Source organism: Paracoccus salipaludis (assembly GCF_002287065.1).
In the GTDB taxonomy this organism is placed as follows: domain Bacteria; phylum Pseudomonadota; class Alphaproteobacteria; order Rhodobacterales; family Rhodobacteraceae; genus Paracoccus; species Paracoccus salipaludis.
In genome coordinates this window covers 36,825-54,460 of the sequence record NZ_NSJZ01000011.1, presented here as the reverse complement: position 1 = coordinate 54,460, position 17,636 = coordinate 36,825, and the positions used below count along the sequence as shown (strand labels likewise).

At 68.2% G+C, this 17,636-nt stretch carries 19 protein-coding genes and 1 tRNA gene; 18 read left to right on the top strand and 2 right to left on the bottom strand.

Annotated features, from left to right (window positions below):
* Positions 1 to 46: 46 nt before the first annotated feature.
* From CK240_RS12420 to CK240_RS12385, 8 genes are all read left to right on the top strand, one after another.
* Positions 47 to 931 carry a type 1 periplasmic-binding domain-containing protein gene (locus CK240_RS12420; protein ID WP_240517403.1) on the top strand — a complete coding sequence of 295 codons (885 nt, stop codon included), beginning with the start codon at positions 47 to 49 and terminating at the stop codon, positions 929 to 931.
* A complete protein-coding gene (locus CK240_RS12415; RefSeq protein WP_095640659.1) occupies positions 931 to 2,292 on the top strand; it encodes an AAA family ATPase in 1,362 nt (453 codons plus the stop codon). Before CK240_RS12420 ends, CK240_RS12415 begins: the two co-directional genes overlap by 1 nt.
* Complete coding sequence (locus tag CK240_RS12410; RefSeq protein ID WP_095640658.1) at positions 2,289 to 2,801, top strand: head-tail connector protein; 513 nt, start codon at positions 2,289 to 2,291, stop codon at positions 2,799 to 2,801. Before CK240_RS12415 ends, CK240_RS12410 begins: the two co-directional genes overlap by 4 nt.
* Positions 2,802 to 2,932: 131 nt before the next feature.
* Complete coding sequence (locus CK240_RS12405) at positions 2,933 to 4,549, top strand: terminase large subunit domain-containing protein (protein WP_135058838.1); 1,617 nt, start codon at positions 2,933 to 2,935, stop codon at positions 4,547 to 4,549.
* The gene (locus CK240_RS12400; protein WP_095640657.1) at positions 4,540 to 4,887 is read left to right on the top strand and encodes an HNH endonuclease; all 348 of its coding nucleotides are present in this window, start codon (positions 4,540 to 4,542) and stop codon (positions 4,885 to 4,887) included. The genes CK240_RS12405 and CK240_RS12400 overlap by 10 nt, the downstream gene beginning before the upstream one ends.
* The gene (locus tag CK240_RS12395; RefSeq protein WP_095640656.1) at positions 4,880 to 6,130 is read left to right on the top strand and encodes a phage major capsid protein; all 1,251 of its coding nucleotides are present in this window, start codon (positions 4,880 to 4,882) and stop codon (positions 6,128 to 6,130) included. The genes CK240_RS12400 and CK240_RS12395 overlap by 8 nt, the downstream gene beginning before the upstream one ends.
* On the top strand, positions 6,130 to 6,684 hold the full coding sequence (locus tag CK240_RS12390; protein ID WP_095640655.1) for an HK97 family phage prohead protease: 555 nt from the start codon (positions 6,130 to 6,132) through the stop codon (positions 6,682 to 6,684). Before CK240_RS12395 ends, CK240_RS12390 begins: the two co-directional genes overlap by 1 nt.
* Complete coding sequence (locus tag CK240_RS12385) at positions 6,684 to 7,763, top strand: phage portal protein (RefSeq protein ID WP_095640654.1); 1,080 nt, start codon at positions 6,684 to 6,686, stop codon at positions 7,761 to 7,763. Before CK240_RS12390 ends, CK240_RS12385 begins: the two co-directional genes overlap by 1 nt.
* 309 nt (positions 7,764 to 8,072) lie before the next feature.
* Here CK240_RS12385 and CK240_RS18285 read toward each other — a convergent pair whose 3' ends face one another.
* Positions 8,073 to 8,360 carry a hypothetical protein gene (locus tag CK240_RS18285; protein ID WP_135058837.1) on the bottom strand — a complete coding sequence of 96 codons (288 nt, stop codon included), beginning with the start codon at positions 8,358 to 8,360 and terminating at the stop codon, positions 8,073 to 8,075.
* 188 nt (positions 8,361 to 8,548) lie between these two features.
* Between CK240_RS18285 and CK240_RS12380 the strand changes: the two genes are divergently transcribed.
* The 3 genes from CK240_RS12380 to CK240_RS12370 are packed head-to-tail and all read left to right on the top strand — an operon-like array spanning position 8,549 to position 10,479.
* Complete coding sequence (locus CK240_RS12380) at positions 8,549 to 9,217, top strand: hypothetical protein (protein WP_135058836.1); 669 nt, start codon at positions 8,549 to 8,551, stop codon at positions 9,215 to 9,217.
* Between the two features lie 3 nt (positions 9,218 to 9,220).
* Positions 9,221 to 9,406: a hypothetical protein gene (locus tag CK240_RS12375; protein ID WP_095640652.1), complete on the top strand. Its 186-nt coding sequence runs from the start codon at positions 9,221 to 9,223 to the stop codon at positions 9,404 to 9,406.
* A complete protein-coding gene (locus tag CK240_RS12370) occupies positions 9,403 to 10,479 on the top strand; it encodes a tyrosine-type recombinase/integrase (RefSeq protein WP_095640651.1) in 1,077 nt (358 codons plus the stop codon). Before CK240_RS12375 ends, CK240_RS12370 begins: the two co-directional genes overlap by 4 nt.
* Before the next feature lie 32 nt (positions 10,480 to 10,511).
* Here CK240_RS12370 and CK240_RS12365 read toward each other — a convergent pair.
* A tRNA-Lys gene (locus tag CK240_RS12365) sits at positions 10,512 to 10,587 on the bottom strand.
* Between the two features lie 96 nt (positions 10,588 to 10,683).
* Between CK240_RS12365 and dapF the strand changes: the two genes are divergently transcribed.
* The 7 genes from dapF (at position 10,684) to dxs (ending at position 17,623) form a co-directional block, all read left to right on the top strand.
* Positions 10,684 to 11,520 (top strand): diaminopimelate epimerase, encoded by an 837-nt coding sequence (dapF, locus tag CK240_RS12360; protein WP_095640650.1) that lies wholly within the window; start codon positions 10,684 to 10,686, stop codon positions 11,518 to 11,520.
* The gene (gene mtaB / locus CK240_RS12355) at positions 11,517 to 12,767 is read left to right on the top strand and encodes a tRNA (N(6)-L-threonylcarbamoyladenosine(37)-C(2))-methylthiotransferase MtaB (protein WP_095640649.1); all 1,251 of its coding nucleotides are present in this window, start codon (positions 11,517 to 11,519) and stop codon (positions 12,765 to 12,767) included. Before dapF ends, mtaB begins: the two co-directional genes overlap by 4 nt.
* A gap of 256 nt (positions 12,768 to 13,023) precedes the next feature.
* Positions 13,024 to 13,548 carry a hypothetical protein gene (locus tag CK240_RS12350; protein ID WP_095640648.1) on the top strand — a complete coding sequence of 175 codons (525 nt, stop codon included), beginning with the start codon at positions 13,024 to 13,026 and terminating at the stop codon, positions 13,546 to 13,548.
* An 88-nt stretch (positions 13,549 to 13,636) separates the two neighbouring features.
* A complete protein-coding gene (locus CK240_RS12345) occupies positions 13,637 to 14,548 on the top strand; it encodes a histone deacetylase family protein (protein ID WP_095640647.1) in 912 nt (303 codons plus the stop codon).
* Complete coding sequence (locus CK240_RS12340) at positions 14,545 to 14,787, top strand: exodeoxyribonuclease VII small subunit (protein WP_095640646.1); 243 nt, start codon at positions 14,545 to 14,547, stop codon at positions 14,785 to 14,787. The genes CK240_RS12345 and CK240_RS12340 overlap by 4 nt, the downstream gene beginning before the upstream one ends.
* Before the next feature lie 2 nt (positions 14,788 to 14,789).
* Positions 14,790 to 15,653, top strand: a complete 864-nt coding sequence (locus CK240_RS12335) for a polyprenyl synthetase family protein (RefSeq protein ID WP_095640645.1) — start codon at positions 14,790 to 14,792, stop codon at positions 15,651 to 15,653.
* Between the two features lie 47 nt (positions 15,654 to 15,700).
* Entirely contained in the window at positions 15,701 to 17,623 is a 1,923-nt protein-coding gene (dxs, locus tag CK240_RS12330) for a 1-deoxy-D-xylulose-5-phosphate synthase (protein ID WP_095640644.1), read from the top strand.
* Positions 17,624 to 17,636: the final 13 nt, after the last annotated feature.

The following is a 17,636-nucleotide window of genomic DNA, read 5'->3' as shown; positions in this document are numbered from 1 at the left end:
CGAAATATCACGATTACGACAGCGAAATCAGCGACTTACTTGGAGAATGTGGGTTTATCCGGCCAGCCTGATAAACCCCGCACCGCGTCGTCGCGCCACCTCGGCCGAAATGGAGATCAGGGCGCGGTTCCTGATCGACTATGCCGAGGCGCACGGTCCCGTCACCGTCCGCCAGCTCTTCTATCAGGCCACGGTCGCGGGCCTGCCCGGCATTGAGAAAACCGAAGATGGCTACAACAAGGTGCAGGCGCAGGTGCTGACCCTGCGGCGCGAAGGGCGGATGCCCTATCACTACATTGCGGACGCGACCCGCTACATGCGGAAGCCCCAGACCTTCGACGGCTGGGAGGATGCCCTGCGCGACACCGCCCGGTTCTATCGGAAATCGCTCTGGGCCGAGTCCACGGTGGATGTCGAAATCTGGTTGGAGAAGTCGGCGCTGGCTGGCGTGATCTACCCGGTCACGTCCGAGTTCGACGTGCCGCTGATGCCGACCGGCGGCTTCACGTCCGAGACGTTCGCGCATGGGGCCGTCGAGAGCATGAGGGGCACCGGCAAGACGCTGGTGATCTATGCGCTCTATGACTTCGACCGCAGCGGGCAGGACGCATCCGCTTCGCTGCAAGAGAAGGTCGAGCGGTTCGGCGCGGAATACGGCGTCCCCGTGGACTTCTACCACCTGGGCCTGACCTACGATCAGGTGACGAAAATGCGCCTGCCGACCCGCCCGGCCAAGCGCAACACCAAGGCCGATCAGCGGTGGCCCTACGAGTTCGCGGCCGAGCTGGACGCGATCCCGCCCGACGATCTGCGCGATCTGGTCCGCTGGGCTATCGAGCGGCACCTGCCCGCCGATGAACTGGAGCGGCTGAAAGAAATCGAGGCCGCCGAACGCGACACGCTGATGAAGTTCATCGGGAGGGCCGCGTGATGGGCTTTCATGAAATGGCCGCCATCGACAAGCGCCACCGCGAGGAAGTCGGGTATCGGCCCCGGCCCAATCTGTCCGGCCGGGCGCTGGACCTGGCGGGCGCGATCCGTCCCTCGCACAAGATCAAGCCGGTTCTGGATAGCCGCTATCTGGTCAAGGGCTGGCTGGATCGCGGTGCAGCGTCGGTTCTCTACGGCGACAGCAACGTGGGCAAGACGTTCTTCGCGCTCGACCTGGCGGCCCATGTGGCGGCCGGGGAGGACTGGCACGGACACCGCGTCCCTTCGGGCGAGAAATGGGCCGGGCCGGTGATCTACGTCGCCAGCGAAGGCGGGACCGGGATCAACAATCGCCTGGAGGCGATGCGCCGCACCCAGCCCGAGTTGATGCAGCGCGTGGACGCAAACGGCGACCTCTGCATCCTGTCCGCGCCGATTGACCTCTGCACGGCCGAGGACGCGGCCTATCTGGCCGAGGCGATCAGCGAGGAGTTCGACAACAAGCCGTCTCTGATCGTGGTAGACACGCTGGCCCGCGCGATGGGCAACGGTGACGAGAACACCGCGAAGGACATGGGGCAGTTCGTCCGCAACATCGACCTTCTGCGCGAGGCCACCGGCGCGCATGTCATGGTGATCCACCACAGCGGCAAGGATGCCAGCAGGGGCGCGCGTGGATCGGGGAGCCTTCGGGCCGCAGTCGATACCGAGATCGAGCTGACGCGGGCCGATGGCATCATCATGGCCGAAGCGCGCAAGCAGCGGGACATGGCCTGTGACGGCGTGTTCGCCTTTACGCTCAAGTCTGTGTTCCTCGGAATGGATGATGACGGGGATCGCGTTACCTCGGCCGTGGTCGAGCAGACGGACATTCAGCGGACGGACAAGCGGCAAAGACTGTCCGGCCGTGCCCAAGTCGCGCTCGACACGCTCAAGGAAGTCGTCGCGGACAAAGGGCGGATCATCAAATCGCCCAATCTGCCAAACGTGCCCGTTGTCGAGATGAACGCGTGGCGCGCGGCCTGTGACCGCGTGGGCCTGACGGACAGCGACGATCCGAAGACGCAAGCCCGCATCTTCCGCAGGCACCGCGACACCCTCATGGACAAGGACCGCATCCGCATCTGGGAAAGCTATGTCTGGCTTGCGGACAAGGCGGACAGGCAGCGGACACCTGCGGACAAGTCCGCGACGCAGGCGGACGGACACGGACACCCCCCTATAAGGGGTGTCCCTTGTCCGGCCACGTCCAGCACGTCCCACGACCCGAACCCTTCCCAAGCCAACACACCGCTTCCGCAGGCAGGCGCGCGCATCCCGCTGCCTGACCCAGACACCTTCGACCCGGAGATGTGGCGATGACCTACACCCGCACCCCGACGCTGGCTTCGCCCGTGAGCCTGGACGACGCCAAGCAACACGTCCGCGTCCTGGCTGATGACGACGATCTGCTGATCCAGAAATACGTTCTGGCCGCTGCCCGAGAGATCGAGGCTTATTGCGAGATCGCCCTGACGCGGCAGACGATCAGCCTGACCGTGCTGGCCGAGGGCGAGGCCGACATCATCGCCCTGCCTGTCGGGCCGCTGGCATCGGATGCCGAGGTGACGATCAACGGCGTTCCTGCCGGGACCGTCACCGGGCGCATGTGGCCGAGCATCACCCTGCCCACCGGCACCACCGGCCATGTCGTCATCAGCTACGACGCAGGCTTCGGTGACGACGCCCGCAGCGTCCCCGACGACCTGCAACTGGCGATCATGGAGCAGGCCGCGTTCACCTATGACAACCGGGGCAGCATGGACGTGAAGCCCGGCCTTGTGCCTGCGGCGGCGCGCATCGCGGCCCGATACAAGCGGGTGCGGCTGTGAGCGGATACAAGCCCACCGGCAAGCCACGCGGCAGGCCCCGCAAGGATGGGCTTCCAAGCGGCTCTGTGGCGGCTCTGGAGGCCGACAAGCAAGCGCGGCGTCAGGGACACGCGGCGCGGCGCAAGGCGGCTGTGGGAGTCGCTGCGGCGCTGTCTGGTCCCAATGCCGGGACTTCGGCGGTAGAAGGATACCGGCGTCCACCTGTTCCTTTCCCTCTCCCGAAAAAATCCGGGGAGGATCTGGCCGATCAGGCGATTGCCTTCCTTGAGACGCTGACCGTTCCAGAGGGTCCGAAGGCGGGCGAACCTCTGCAACTGGCCGAGTTCCAGCGCCGGTTCGTGCGCGGCGCCCTGGCTGACGGCGTGATGGTCGCCTGCTTAAGCATCGGAAGGGGCAACTCTAAGACCGCCACTTCGGCGGGCCTCGCCCTGGGCAGCCTCATGGGTGTGTGGGACAGCCAGCCCAAGCGGGAAATCCTGTTCGCCGCCCGGAACCGCGATCAGGCGCGCACCGCCTTCAACTTCGTCACCGGCTTCATCGACGGGTTGCCCGAGGAGGAGCGCGAGCAGTTCATCATCCGGCGCGGGTCCAAGCTGGAAGTCGAGTATCCCGGCAATGGCGGCGGGCTGATCCGGGTTATCCCTGCGGATGGCAAGTCGATCCTGGGCGGCGCCCCCACGCTGGCCCTGATGGATGAAAGAGCGGCTTGGGAACGGGAAAAGGGCGACAACCTCGAAAACGCCATCCTCTCTGGTCTGGGTAAACGTGACGGCCGGGCGCTGATCTTGTCAACTAGCGCGCCTGATGATGCGAACACATTCAGCCGTTGGCTCGATGATCCGCCCCCCGGAACCTACGTGCAGGAACACCGGCCTGCGTTCGGGCTGCCTGCCGATGATCTGCCGTCGCTGCTGGAAGCCAACCCCGGCGCGGTCGAGGGCATCGGCGCATCCCCGGAATGGCTGGTGGCGCAGGCGCGGCGGGCTATCGCTCGAGGCGGCTCTGCCCTGTCGAGCTTCCGCAACCTGAACCGGAACGAGCGGGTCTCGACCGAAGATAGGTCCGTCCTTGTGACGGTGGACGAATGGCTTGCATCCGAGGTGGACCCCGACGACCTGCCCCCGCGTGAGGGACCGTGCATCCTGGGCGTGGACTTGGGCGGTTCGCGGTCCATGTCCGCAGCGGCGTTCTACTGGCCGCAGACGGGCCGCCTGGAGGCTCTGGGCACCTTCCCCGGCAACCCCGGCCTTGCGGATCGCGGCGCGGCTGACGGCGTGTCCGACCGCTATGTGCAGATGCAGGAACGCGGCGAGCTGACGGTGATGGGCGAGGCCACGGTGCCCCCCGGTCCCTGGCTGGCCGAGATCGTCCGCAAGCTCGACGGCATCACCCCGGCCTGCATCGTGGGCGACCGCTTCCGCCATGCCGAGTTTACCGAAGCGATGGACAAGGCGGGCCTGCGTGTCCCGTTCGTCTATCGCGGCTTCGGCTGGAAAGACGGCAGCGAGGACGTTGAACGGTTCCGCAGGGCGCTGTTCGACGGCGAGGTGAAGGGCGTTCCTTCGCTGCTGCTGCGGTCGGCGTTCTCGGACGCCGTCGTTCTCAATGATCCGGCTGGCAACGCCAAGCTGGCGAAGGCCCGGAGCCTCGGCCGCATCGACGCGGCGGCGGCAACGGTGCTGGCGGTGGCGCAGGGTCAGCGGATGCTGGCGGCCCCCACGCGGAAAGCGAGGGTGGCATGGGCCTGAGAGACTACACCCGCCACTCCAAGCGCATCACGCGCGGCCCGCGCTGGAAATCCGTCCGCATGGCTGTGCTGGAGCGCGACGGCTTCAAATGCGTGGACTGCGGCAAGAGCCGGGGCCGCCTGGAGTGCGATCATGTCGTGCCCGTCCGGCTGCGGCCCGATCTGGCCTATGCCCCGGAAAATTGCGCCATGCGCTGTCCTAGCTGTCACTCGGCAAAGACTCGCATCGAGGTCGGGAACCCCCCGCCTTCGTATGACCGCCACGGCTGGCGGAAGGCTGTCAACGACCTGACGGCCGACACCAATCCCCTATCGAGCAAACGAGGACACAATGCTTGATTCTGTGAAGATCGCCCGGCGGCAAAGCGAAATCCGCCAGCAACTCTCGGCCCTGGTCGGCAAGCCCGATCCGAGCGAGGATGAAACCCGCCAGATGGAAGCCCTCGACGGCGAGTATCGCACCAACGAAACCCGCTACAGGGCCGCCCTGACCGCCGAGGACACCGAGCGGCGCGAGGCCGGGGCCGACCTGGACACCCGCGCCGGGCGGCAGTGGGATGATCTGGTCGCAGGCTTCGAGATGCGCCAGATCGTCGCCGCGCTGGAGGAAGGCCGCAGCCTGTCGGGCCAGACGGCCGAGATCGTGTCCGAGATGCGGAGCCATGGCGGCTATCGCGGCTATCCCATTCCGCTGGCGGCGCTGGAACAGCGCGAGCTGGTCGCGGGCACCACCACGAGCGCGGACGTGCCGAAGCCCGTCACGATCCGGCCGCTGATCGACCGCATCTTCCCGGCCAGCGTGGCGTCCCGCCTCGGCGGCGAGGTCATCAACATCACGTCCGGGGCGGTCGCCATTCCCGTCGCCACGGCGGGCGCGATTGCCGGATGGGCACCGACCGAAGGGGCCAACGTGCCGGGTCCGCAGCCGTTCGACTTCGCGGAGCGGATGCTGGAGCCGGATCACACCCTTGGCGTTCACATGCGGATCACCCGCAAGGCGCTCAAGCAGGCGGGCGACGGTCTGGAAGCGGCGATCCGGCGCGACATGAACGCGGCGGTGCAGACCGAGCTGGACCGCGCGATCCTGATGGGCAGCGGGGCCAACGGCGAGCCTTTGGGCATCATCACCGGGGCGGATACCTACGGCATCACCGAGACGGCCGTGGGGGCTGCGGCAAGCTGGGCGGCGTTCCGCGCGGCGGCGGTGGCCTTCATGGACGGCAACCTGGTCAAGTCGCCGGGCGACATTCGGATGGCCTTCGATCCGGCGATCTGGGCGGACCTGGATGACGCGCTGATCGCGGGCACGGCCGTGTCGCAGTGGGACCGGCTGGTGAAGCACGTTCCCGCCGGCCAGATCGCCCTGGCCCCGACGCTGCCCGAGGGCACGGCGGTGCTGACGACGAACACGGGCGGGATTGCCCCGTTTTATGTCGGCATCTGGGGCGGGCTGGACCTGATCCGCGATCCTTACTCGGACGCGCAGTCGGGCACCCTGCGGCTCACGGCGCTGATGACGGCAGATGTGGCCGTGGCGCGCGGGTCGCAACTGGCGATCCTCACGGGCATCGGTGAACCCTGATGCTCTGGGGCGGTCACAACGGCAGCCTGGAGCTGCGAGCCGAGGGCGGGACCACCCGCCTTCACGCCACGTTCCCTTATGGGGCCGAGGCGGAAATCGCGCCGGGGCGGTTCGAGCGGATCGCCCCCCGCGCCTTCGCCGCCCGGATCGAGGCGGGCGAGGATATCCACCTGCTGGCCGGTCACAGCTACGACCGGCCGCTGGCGTCCCGGTCGGCGGGCAACCTGCGGCTGACCGATGGCGATGACGCCTTGACCGTGGAAGCCGAGATCGAGGAAGGCACCACCTGGGCGCGGGACTTCCTGGCGGCTTATCGGGCTGGCCTGATAAAAGGGCTTAGCCCCGGCTTCCGTGTTCCCCGTGGCGGCGAGCGGATCGAGCAACGGGGCGCAGGCGTCCTGCGGACGATCACGGCGGCCGAACTGTTCGAGGTCAGCACGGTGACGCGGCCTGCTTACAGCCAAGCGCAGATCGAGGCGCGGGCCTGGGAGACGCATCAGGACCGCCAGCCGGTTCGCGTCCCCGTCTATGCGCTCAACCGATGGAGGGCATGATGGGGCTGATGAGCTTTTTCCGGCGGAACCCCGTTCCCGCGCGAAACGAGGTCGAAACCCGCGCCGTGGCGATGGGCTACACGGCCGATCTGGTCGCGGCCCGTCATGAATGGCTGTCGGGGCGGTCCAACGTGGCCGAGCTGACGGCGACGGTGCAATCCTGCGTGTTCCTCTGGGAAAGCGGCTTCACCCTGGCGGACGTGAAGGGCACCGACATGTTGGACCGGCGGACGCTGGCGATGATGGCCCGCGCACTGGCTTTGCGGGGTGAGGCGGTGTTCCTGATCCGCGACCGGCTGGTGCCCGTCACCGATTGGGACGTGAAAACCCTGCATGGCGAGCCGCGCGCCTATCGCGTGAGCGTGTCGGAGATCGGCGGCGGCACGTCCCAGACGGTGCTTGCGGGCGAGGTTCTTCACGTCCGCATCGGATCGTCGGCGGTGACGCCCTGGGCCGGGACCGCACCCCTTCACCGGGCGTCCCTCTCGGCCGAGCTGCTGCAAGAGGTCGAGGGCGCCTTGCGCGACGTGTATCGGGACGCCCCCTTGGGGTCGCAGATCGTGCCATTGCCCGAAGGGTCCAGCGAGGACATGGCCGCGATGCGATCCGCCTTCCGGGGCCGCAGGGGGGCCACCCTCGTCATCGAGGGCGTGGCTCAACAGGTCGCAGCCGGAATGCACCCGCAGCTCGGCCAGCGGCCCGAGGGCCTGACCCCTGACCTGCAACGGGCCATGACCACCGAGACGCTGGAGGCCGCGCGAGACGCGATCCTGATGAGCTACGGCGTCCTGCCTGGGCTGCTGAACCGCAGCACGACCGGACCGATGGTCCGAGAGGCGCAACGACACCTCGCGCAACTGGTCCTGCAACCGATGGCGATGCTGGTCGCGGACGAGGCCACGGCGAAGCTCGGGCAGCCGGTCAAGCTGGACGTGGTGCGGCCGATGCAAGCCTTCGATCACGGCGGCAAGGCGCGGGCGTTCGGCGCGATGCTGCAAGCCTATGCCACGGCCAAGGAGGCCGGGCTGGACGGCACCACCCTGCAAGACGCGCTGCAATTCGTGGACTGGCAGGACTGACGAGACAGGGCGCGGGCGTGCCCGGCGGTTATCTTTCCCGCCTATCGCCTGGGACTAGACGGTGAGTGTCCCGCTTCGACATGGCGAAGAACCCCGTCAAGGCGCGGCCCTTGCTTATCCTTCGGGGGCGCGGCGCAGGCTGGCACGACTAGTAACCGGGGCCATCCGCAGCGCGTGTAAGCGCATCGCCCGCGTCAGGGCAGGGGCCGGTTGCAGCGGGATGTTGCGGCCGGCCCCGAACTGTTTGCGCGCGGGCGCGTGGGGCGGACCGTAGCGGGAAGTGCCACTTGCCGACGTTAACACTTCGGATCAGTCGAAGGTGGAGGTCCAGCCCGGTTCGACTTCCTCAACCAAAATGAACACGTCAAAGCCGTTCGCCTCAACGCGCAGTAGTCGCTCGATCACCCTGTAATAGTGATTCCGCCCCTTAGTCTCACCTGACAGCTGGGACCATGAACAGAGAGTATCACCCGGCATGAAGGCGGGCGGATGATCCATCTCATGGAGATCAAACTCATGCAGTGGGGCAGGATCGTAGGCGCCGCCGGGGTTTTTGACATAAACCCGAGTGGAGTATGAGAGCGATTTTGCAGCCATAGGATTGCCTCATCGGTTACTGGCAGGGGTGCGGCTCACTGGAACGAGTCCGAAGACCTCTAGGACGATAGCTTGCGGCTTCGGCCTGAAACAAGCTTGCCACCAGCTTCTTTCGGAAAAAAAGCAAATGGGGTTGCAATGCCGCGTCATTTGTGGAATATACCAATGGAGGGCTTCGGAGGCACAACATGACTACTCCCGGCGAGATGGTGAAGCAGGCGGCAGCCGCCTTGGGAGTGCCCGAGATCACGCTGACGCAGATTGACCGAGAACTTGCCGCGAACGGCCTGCGCGCGAAGGGCGGCCGGGGACGAAGCGCCGCGAAGATGGATTCCGGTGACGTAACCAACCTGCTCATCGGGGCCGCAAGCGGCGCGATCATCAGGGAGACAGCCGAAACGGTGCGGACCTATGCTCACCTTTCCGGCAACCCCGCTCGCAAGTGGGGGCTGGAGGGGTTCTCGCTGCCCACTGTGCAGGCTCTGCCCGAGAATCACACGTTTGGCCAAGCCTTGAACGCCTTTGTCGCAAGCGCGGCCGCTGGCGAGTTCAAAAACGCTTACGACGCATTGCCGAAAAAGGAAGTTCAGGGCCGAGTGATTCCGCAGCTATATCAGGCGGAGTTTAGACTACACGGGCCGTCGCCGCAGGCGGTTATTCGCCTTTTTGTTGGCGGGAAGTTCAACGAAGAACATCACTACAACGCCGGTCCCCAGGAAGGCGACGACATCATGGCGTGGGCCGAGCGGTATCAGCGCGAGTTCGAGCGCAAGGGCTACGGCGACCTTTCGCGCGTCTATTACTTCACTGATAGCACCATCAAGAAGATGGGGCAGTTCCTGCGGGGCGAGGGCTGACGCATGGCCGCCCGTCCCGTCACCATCCCCAAGAACGAGTTGGCAGGCTACGCGCAAGTAATGCGCGAGGCCAACATCGAGCATTGGACGGTATCGGCCGAGCGACCGGACGGAACGCGAATCACCATCACGGCGGGCGCGGCGTCCAGCGGCCCCAACGAAATCGACAAGATGCTGGGGCTGGCATGAGCAAGCGCAATCCCTTCCCCGGTGCGACCATCGTTGACGACCCGCGCGGCGGCAAGCGCATCCGCCTTCGCAAGACAATCAAGGGCCGCAAGATCGACTGCTATCTTCCCGGTCCGTGGGCTTCGCGCTCAATGGTCGAGGCTTACAAGGCGGCGATCACGGGCACGTTCGAGCCGCCTAAGTCGCAGCACTCGCGCGGCACCTTCGACCACACCATTACCGATTACTTGTCGAGCAAATCGTTCTGCGAGCTGCGCGAATCAACCCGCTATCACAAGCGGCTGCGGCTGGACTGGATCAGGGAAAAAATCGGGGCCGCGCGCCTGTCCGATCTGCAACCTTACCATGTCGAACACCTGATGGATCTGAAAGGCGGACCGACTGCGGCGAATCGCCTGCACAAGGAACTGTCCGAAATCTACACCTATGCGCGCAAACGGCTTGGCTTTACCGGCGTTTCCCCGACCGAACAGGTTGACCGCCGCAAGATCAAGTCGGGCGGTTTTCATACTTGGACTGATGAGCAGGTTGCGCAATTTCGCGACTACCACGCCAGCGGCACGGATGCGCGGATGGCGCTTGAACTCATCATCGGCACCGGGGCCGCCCGTCAGGACGCGCGAGCGATGGGGCGCATGAACATCAAGGGCGGCAATATCTGGTATCGCAGGATCAAGACCGGACAGGACGTGGAGCTACCGCTGGAATACCTGCCCGAGCTTGTGGCCGAGCTTCGCCAGCTTCCGCCGACCCAAGCCACGTTCATCCTGAACCGCGACGGCAACCCCTACACGGTCGAGAGTTTCGGCAACTGGTTTGCCGACCAGTGCCGCGATGCCGGGTTGCCGGGCGAGTGCCGCGCGCATGGCCTGCGCAAGTATGGTGCGACCCGTCTTGCGGATCAGGGTGCTTCCGAATTTCAGATCATGGCCTTCCTCGCGCACAAGACCCCGCAAGAGGCGCGGCGCTACGTCCAAGCCGCAAACCGCGTGAAGCTGGCGGCCGGCGCGCTGGCGCTGCTTCCCGGCAACAATGTCCAACACCTTCGCCCGTTGGACAAAGCAGGTGCATAACCCCATGAAAGGAAACGATAAAATGAAAACAGTGGTGAGCCCAACAGGATTCGAACCTGTGACCCACTGATTAAAAGTCAGTTGCTCTACCAACTGAGCTATGGGCCCAACACAGGGCGCCTCATTACGGGGGGCTTCGGGGGTGGTCAAGGGCAAATTTCCGTCCATCTGGCGGAATCGTCGTCGCGGGCGTATATCGCCGCGATGAAACATCAGAATCCGGCCGGGCTCGGCTTCGTGAAGATGCACGGGGCGGGCAACGACTTCGTCATCATCGACTCGCGCGATGCCGCCCGGCGGCGGGTGACGCCTGCGCTGGCGCGGGCGCTGGGCGACCGCAACCGCGGCGTGGGCTTCGACCAACTGGCCGAGATCCGGCCGGACGACGGGGCGGACTACCGGCTGGAGTTCTGGAACGCCGACGGCTCGGAAGCCGGGGCCTGCGGCAATGCCTCGCGCTGCGTGGCCGCGCTGATGATGGCGGACCTCGGCCGCGACCGGCTGCGCTTTTCCACCCGGCGCGGGATGCTGGAAGCCGAGCGCCGCGAGGGCCGGGTCCATGTCAACATGGGCCATCCGCAGCTTCGGTGGGACGAGGTGCCGCTGGCGCATGAGACGGACACGGACCGCCTGCCGCTGGAAGGTGGTCCCGCGGCCGTCGGCATGGGCAACCCCCATTGCGTCTTCTTCGTCCCGGATGCCGGAACGGTGGCGCTGGAAACGCTCGGCCCCCGGATCGAGCATGACGCGCTGTTCCCCGAGCGCACGAATGTCGAATTCGCCTCGCTGACCGGACCCGACCGGCTGCGGATGCGGGTCTGGGAACGCGGCGCGGGCGTGACGCTGGCCTGCGGCTCGGGCGCCTGCGCGACGGCCGTGGCGGCGCACCGGCGCGGGCTGACGGGGCGCAAGGTGGTGCTGGACCTCGACGGCGGCACGCTGGCCGTGGACTGGCGCGAGGACGGGGTCTGGATGACCGGCCCCGTGGCGCGCGTCTTCGAGGGCGTGCTGTCCCCCGACTGGCTGGAGTCCGTCCGATGAGAGCGCCCCCGATCTTCGCCACGCTGGGCTGCCGGCTCAATGCGTACGAGTCCGAGGCCATGGCCGAGATGGCCGAGGCCGCGGGGCTCAGCGGCGCGGTGATCGTCAACACCTGCGCCGTCACCGCCGAGGCGGTCCGCAAGGCGCGGCAGGAAATCCGCCGTCTTGCGCGGGAAAACCCCGGCGCGCCGATCATCGTCACCGGCTGCGCCGCCCAGACAGAACCCGAGACCTTCGCCGCCATGCCCGAGGTCGCCCGGGTCGTCGGCAACCACGAGAAGATGCAGCCCGCGACATGGGCCAGCCTCGCCGCGCCCGACTATGGCACGGAACGGGTGATGGTGGACGACATCATGTCGGTGCGCGAGACGGCGGGCCACCTGATCGACGGCTTCGGCCGCCACCGCGCCTATGTGCAGGTCCAGAACGGCTGCGACCACCGCTGCACCTTCTGCATCATCCCCTACGGCCGGGGGAACTCGCGGTCCGTCCCCGCCGGCGTGGTCGTGGACCAGATCAGGCGGCTGCGCGACCGGGGCTTCAACGAGGTCGTGCTGACCGGCGTGGACCTGACCTCGTGGGGCGCGGACCTGCCGGGGCAGCCGCGGCTGGGCAACCTCGTGCGGCGCATCCTGAAGATGGTGCCCGACCTGCCGCGCCTTCGGATCTCCTCGATCGATTCGATCGAGGCCGACCCCGAACTGATGGAGGCGATCGCCACCGAGCCGCGCCTGATGCCGCACCTGCACCTGAGCCTGCAGCACGGCGACGACCTGATCCTCAAGCGCATGAAACGCCGGCACCTGCGCGACGATGCCATCGCTTTCTGCGAGGAAGCCCGCCGCCTGCGGCCCGGCATCGTCTTCGGCGCCGACATCATCGCGGGCTTTCCGACGGAAACCGAGGTGCATTTCGAGAACTCGGTGAAGCTGGTTCAGGACTGCGGCCTGACCTTCCTGCACGTCTTCCCCTACAGCGCCCGCCAGGGCACCCCGGCCGCGCGGATGCCCCGCGTCCCCGGCCCCGCCATCAAGGACCGCGCCGCGCGCCTGCGGGCGGTGGGCGAGGCGGCGCTGACCGCCCATCTGGCCGCGCAGGTCGGCCGCACCCACCGCGTCCTGACCGAAGGCCCCCGCATCGGCCGGACCGAGCAGTTCACCGAGGTGTCCTTTGCCCGCGACCTGCCCGAGGGCACGCTGCTGGATGTGACGATCGCCGGCCACGACGGCACCCGCCTGGTTGCCTGAGGCGCGCGCGCAGGGCCAGGGCCGTCCTGGCCGAAGCGCCGCATGGGGTATCTGGGTCAGGAAGAAATCCGCCCTTGGTCCCGCGCCCGGCGGCTTCTCTCTGATCCAAGTACCCATGCGGCGGTCCCGCAGGCGCGGCGCCGGCCTTTTCGCCGCGCCTTTCGGCAAAGGGGCGCCGGGTCCCGGGGAATGTCTTGCAGTGAGGCCCTGCCGCACCCATCGTTCTTGATCAGGGTGATGCTCGAGGAGGAGCGCCATGACGACCGCAGGGATCAGGACCATGATCGTCGCCGCAGGCCTTGCCGCAGCTCTTGTGGCGCCGGCCGTGGCGCAGGTCAGCCGGGCCGAGGGGCAGGCCATCGCCCGCAGCCTGGCCGGGCAGGGATATTCGGATGTCAGCATCGACGAGGATGACGGCGAGGTGACCGTCTCGGCCACCCGGGAAGGCGAAAGGCACAGCTTTTCCTGGGACCGGGACGGGGGGCGGCTTGAGCCTGTCGGCGGCGATGACGACGACGGCCGCCCGGACGACGATGGCCGCCGCGGTGCCGAGGCGGAGGATGACGGACCCGGGAACGGCTCCGGGGACGATGGGGACGGCGGCCCCGAAGGCGGCGATGGCGATGACGGCGGCCGCGATGGCGACGACGGCTCTGGCGGGGACGAGGGCGCTGGGGGCAACGACGGCTCCGGCGGCGATGAAGGCCAGGGAGGCGGCAGCGGCGAGGGCGGCGGCGAAAGCGGCGAAAGCGGCGAAGGCGGCAGGGGCGAGGAGGATTGAGCCGGCAGCGCGGCCGTTCCGTTCCTCAGGCCCAAGCTCCGGCAGGCCGCGGTTGCGCGGCCGGGCGGATGGCCGCGGGCCTGCCGGCATGGTGATCCTTTACACTCATCCCGCGTCTGCGCGGCACGTCACGCCGCCCGGCCACCCCGAGCAGCCCGCCCGCCACGGGGCGGTGTTGGAGGGGCTGGCCGGGCTGGACCTCGACCGCCGCGAAGCGCCGCCGGCCGATGCGGCGGATGTGCTGCGCTGTTATCCCGAGCGTTACCTCGCGCGGCTGAAGGCGGCGGTCCCCGCACAAGGGCAGGTGGCGCTGGACCCCGACACCTGGCTGTCGCCCGGCAGCATGGAGGCCGCGCTGCGCGCCGTCGGTGCGGCCTGCGCGGCGGTGGATGCCGTGCTGGCGGGCGAGGACGCCCGCGCCTTTGTCGCCATGCGCCCGCCGGGGCACCATGCGGAACGCGAGACGCCGATGGGCTTCTGCCTGCTCGGCACTGCCGCCATCGCCGCGAAGCGGGGGCTGGACCACCACGGGCTTGACCGGGTGGCGGTGCTGGACTTCGACGTCCACCACGGCAACGGCACGCAGGACCTGCTGTGGGACGAGAGGCGCGCCTTCTTCGCCTCGACCCACCAGATGCCGCTTTATCCGGGCACCGGCCGCGCGTCCGAGACCGGCGCCCATGGGCAGGTGATGAACCTTCCCCTGCCGCCCGGATCGGGCGGGGCACAGGCGCGGACGGCATGGCTGCAGGTCACGGACAGGCTGCGCGCCCATGCCCCGCAGCTTGTCATCGTCTCGGCGGGCTTCGACGCCCATGCGGCCGATCCGCTGGCCTCGCTGGAATGGGACGAGGATGACTTTGCCGCGATCACGGCCATGATCGTGGGCGCGGCGGGCGCGGCCCCGGTGGTCTCGGTCCTGGAAGGGGGCTATGATCTGGCCGCGCTGGGCCGATCCGCCCGCGCCCATGTCACCGCGCTGCAAGGAACCGCCTCATGACCGACGCCGAAATCGACGGGATGTCCTTCGAGGACGCGATGAAGGAACTCGAATCGGTCGTCGGCAAGCTGGAACATGGCGAGGCGACGCTGGAGCAGTCCATCGCCCTTTACGAACGCGGCGCGAAGCTGCGCGCCCATTGCGAGCGCCGCTTGCGCCAGGCCGAGGAACGGGTCGAGAAGATCATGCTCGCCGCCAATGGCGAGCCCGGCGGGACCACCCCGGTCGAAGGGCTGTAAGCATGCAGCAGAGGCTGGAGGAGGTGCAGCGCGCCACAGCGAGCGCCGTCGAGGCTGCGCTTGCGGACCTGCCGCCGGGCGACCTGACGGACGCGATGCGGTACGCCGCCACGGGGGGCAAGCGCGTCCGAGCCTTCCTTGTGCTGGAATCGGCGCGGCTGTTCGGGGTCGAGGACCTGAGCGCGATGCCGGTCGCCGTGGCGGTGGAGCTGCTGCACGCCTACAGCCTCGTCCATGACGACCTGCCGGCGATGGACGACGACGACCTGCGCCGGGGCCAGCCCACCTGCCACATCCGCTGGACCGAGGCGACGGCGATCCTTGCGGGCGACGCCCTGCAGACGCAGGCCTTCGCGCTGCTCTCCAACCCGGTGATCGGCCCGGCCGAGGCGCGCATCGCGCTGGTGGCGCGGCTGGCCGAGGCCTCGGGCGCGCGCGGCATGGTCTGGGGACAGGCGCAGGACATCGCGGCCGAGACGGCGGGGGCTCCGCTGGACCTTGCCGCCATCGAGGCGCTGCAGCACGCCAAGACCGGCGCGCTGATCCGTTTCTCGGCTACGGCGGGGGCGATCATGGGGGGCGCCGATCCCGCCCCGCTGGAGGACTATGCCCGAAATCTCGGGCTGGCCTTCCAGATCGCCGACGACATCCTCGACGTGACCGCCAGCGCGGAACAGACCGGCAAGCGCACCGGCAAGGACGAGGCGGCGGGCAAGGCCACCTTCGTGTCGCTGCTGGGGCTGGAAGAGGCGCGGGCGCGGGCCGCCGAGAGAGTGGCGCGCGCCGAGGCGGCGCTGGAACGCTACGGCGACAGGGCCGGAAACTTGCGGGCCCTGGCGCGTTTCGTTATCCACCGCCAGACCTGAGACCGACCGCCTTTCAGGGGGTCCGCCCGCCCGGAAGGGGCCAGCCCATGACCGACACGCCCGCGCGTCCCGCCACCCCGATCCTCGACCGCGTCGCTTCGCCCGCCGACCTCAAGGCGCTGAGCGACCGCCAGCTGCACCAGCTGGCCGACGAGTTGCGCGCCGAGACGATCAGCGCCGTCAGCGTGACCGGCGGCCACCTGGGCGCCGGGCTGGGGGTGGTGGAGCTGACGGTGGCGCTGCACGCCGTCTGGGACAGCCCGCGCGACAAGATCATCTGGGACGTGGGCCACCAGTGCTATCCCCACAAGATCCTGACCGGCCGGCGCGACCGCATCCGCACCCTGCGGATGGAAGGCGGCCTTTCCGGCTTCACCAAGCGGTCGGAAAGCCCGCATGACCCCTTCGGGGCGGGGCATTCCTCGACCTCGATCAGCGCGGCGCTGGGCTTTGCCGCCGCCCGCGACCTCGGCGGCGATCCGGGCGACGCCATCGCGGTGATCGGCGACGGCGCGATGAGCGGGGGCATGGCCTTCGAGGCGATGAACAACGCGGGCCACATGGGCACGCGGCTGTTCGTGATCCTGAACGACAACGAGATGTCGATCGCGCCGCCGACGGGGGCCCTGTCCACCTATCTGACCCGGCTTTACACCCAGCGGCCCTTGCAGGACCTCAAGGCCGCGGCCAAGGGGGCGGTCAGCCTGCTGCCCTCGCCCATGCAGGAAGGCGCGCGCCGCGCCAAGGAGATGCTGAAGGGCATCACCATCGGCGGCACCCTGTTCGAGGAACTGGGCTTCTCCTACGTGGGCCCGGTGGACGGCCACGACCTCGACCAGCTTCTGCCGCTGCTGAGGACGGTCAAGGCGCGGGCCGACGGGCCGGTCCTGATCCATGTGGTGACAAGAAAGGGCAAGGGCTACGCGCCCGCCGAGAACGCCGCCGACCGGGGCCATGCCCGCGCCAAGTTCGACGTGATCACGGGCGAGCAGGCCAAGGCCAAGTCCAATGCCCCCAGCTACACCAGCGTCTTCGCGAAGTCGCTGATCGCCCAGGCCGAGCGCGACGACCGGATCGTCGCGATCACCGCCGCCATGCCGGACGGGACCGGGCTGAACCTGTTCGCCGACCGCTTCCCGCGCCGCTGCTTCGACGTGGGCATCGCGGAACAGCACGCCGTGACCTTCTCGGCCGGGCTTGCCGCCGGGGGGATGCGGCCCTTCTGCGCGATCTATTCGACCTTCCTGCAGCGCGGCTATGACCAGGTCGTGCACGACGTGGCGGTCCAGCGCCTGCCCGTGCGCTTCGCCATCGACCGCGCGGGTCTGGTCGGCGCCGACGGGGCGACCCATGCCGGCGCCTATGACGTGGCCTTTCTTGCGAACCTGCCCGGCTTCGTCGTCATGGCGGCGGCGGACGAGGCCGAACTGGTCCGCATGGTGGCGACCGCCGCCGCGCTGGACGACCGTCCCTCGGCCTTCCGCTTCCCGCGGGGCGAGGGCACCGGCGTCGAGTTGCCCGAGCGCCCCGAGCCGCTGGAAATCGGCCGCGGCCGCATCGTGGCCGAGGGCGCCCGCGTCGCCATCCTGTCCTTCGGCACGCGTCTGGCCGAAGTCCTGCGCGCGCGCGAATCGCTGGCGGCGCGCGGGCTTGCCCCCACCGTGGCCGATGCCCGCTTCGCCAAGCCGCTCGACCGCGACCTGATCCTGCGGCTGGTGCGCGAGCACGAGGCGCTGATCACCATCGAGGAAGGCGCGGTCGGCGGCTTCGGCAGCCATGTCGCCCAGCTTCTGGCCGAGGAAGGCGTCTTCGACCGTGGCTTGCGCTTCCGCAGCATGGTCCTGCCCGACACCTTCATCGACCACGCGAGCCCCGAGGCGATGTATCGCGCGGCCGCCATGGACGCCCCCCAGATCGAGGCCAAGGTGCTCGACGTGCTGGGGGTGGCGAGACTGGACAGATACGCGTAACCTGTGATTGTGA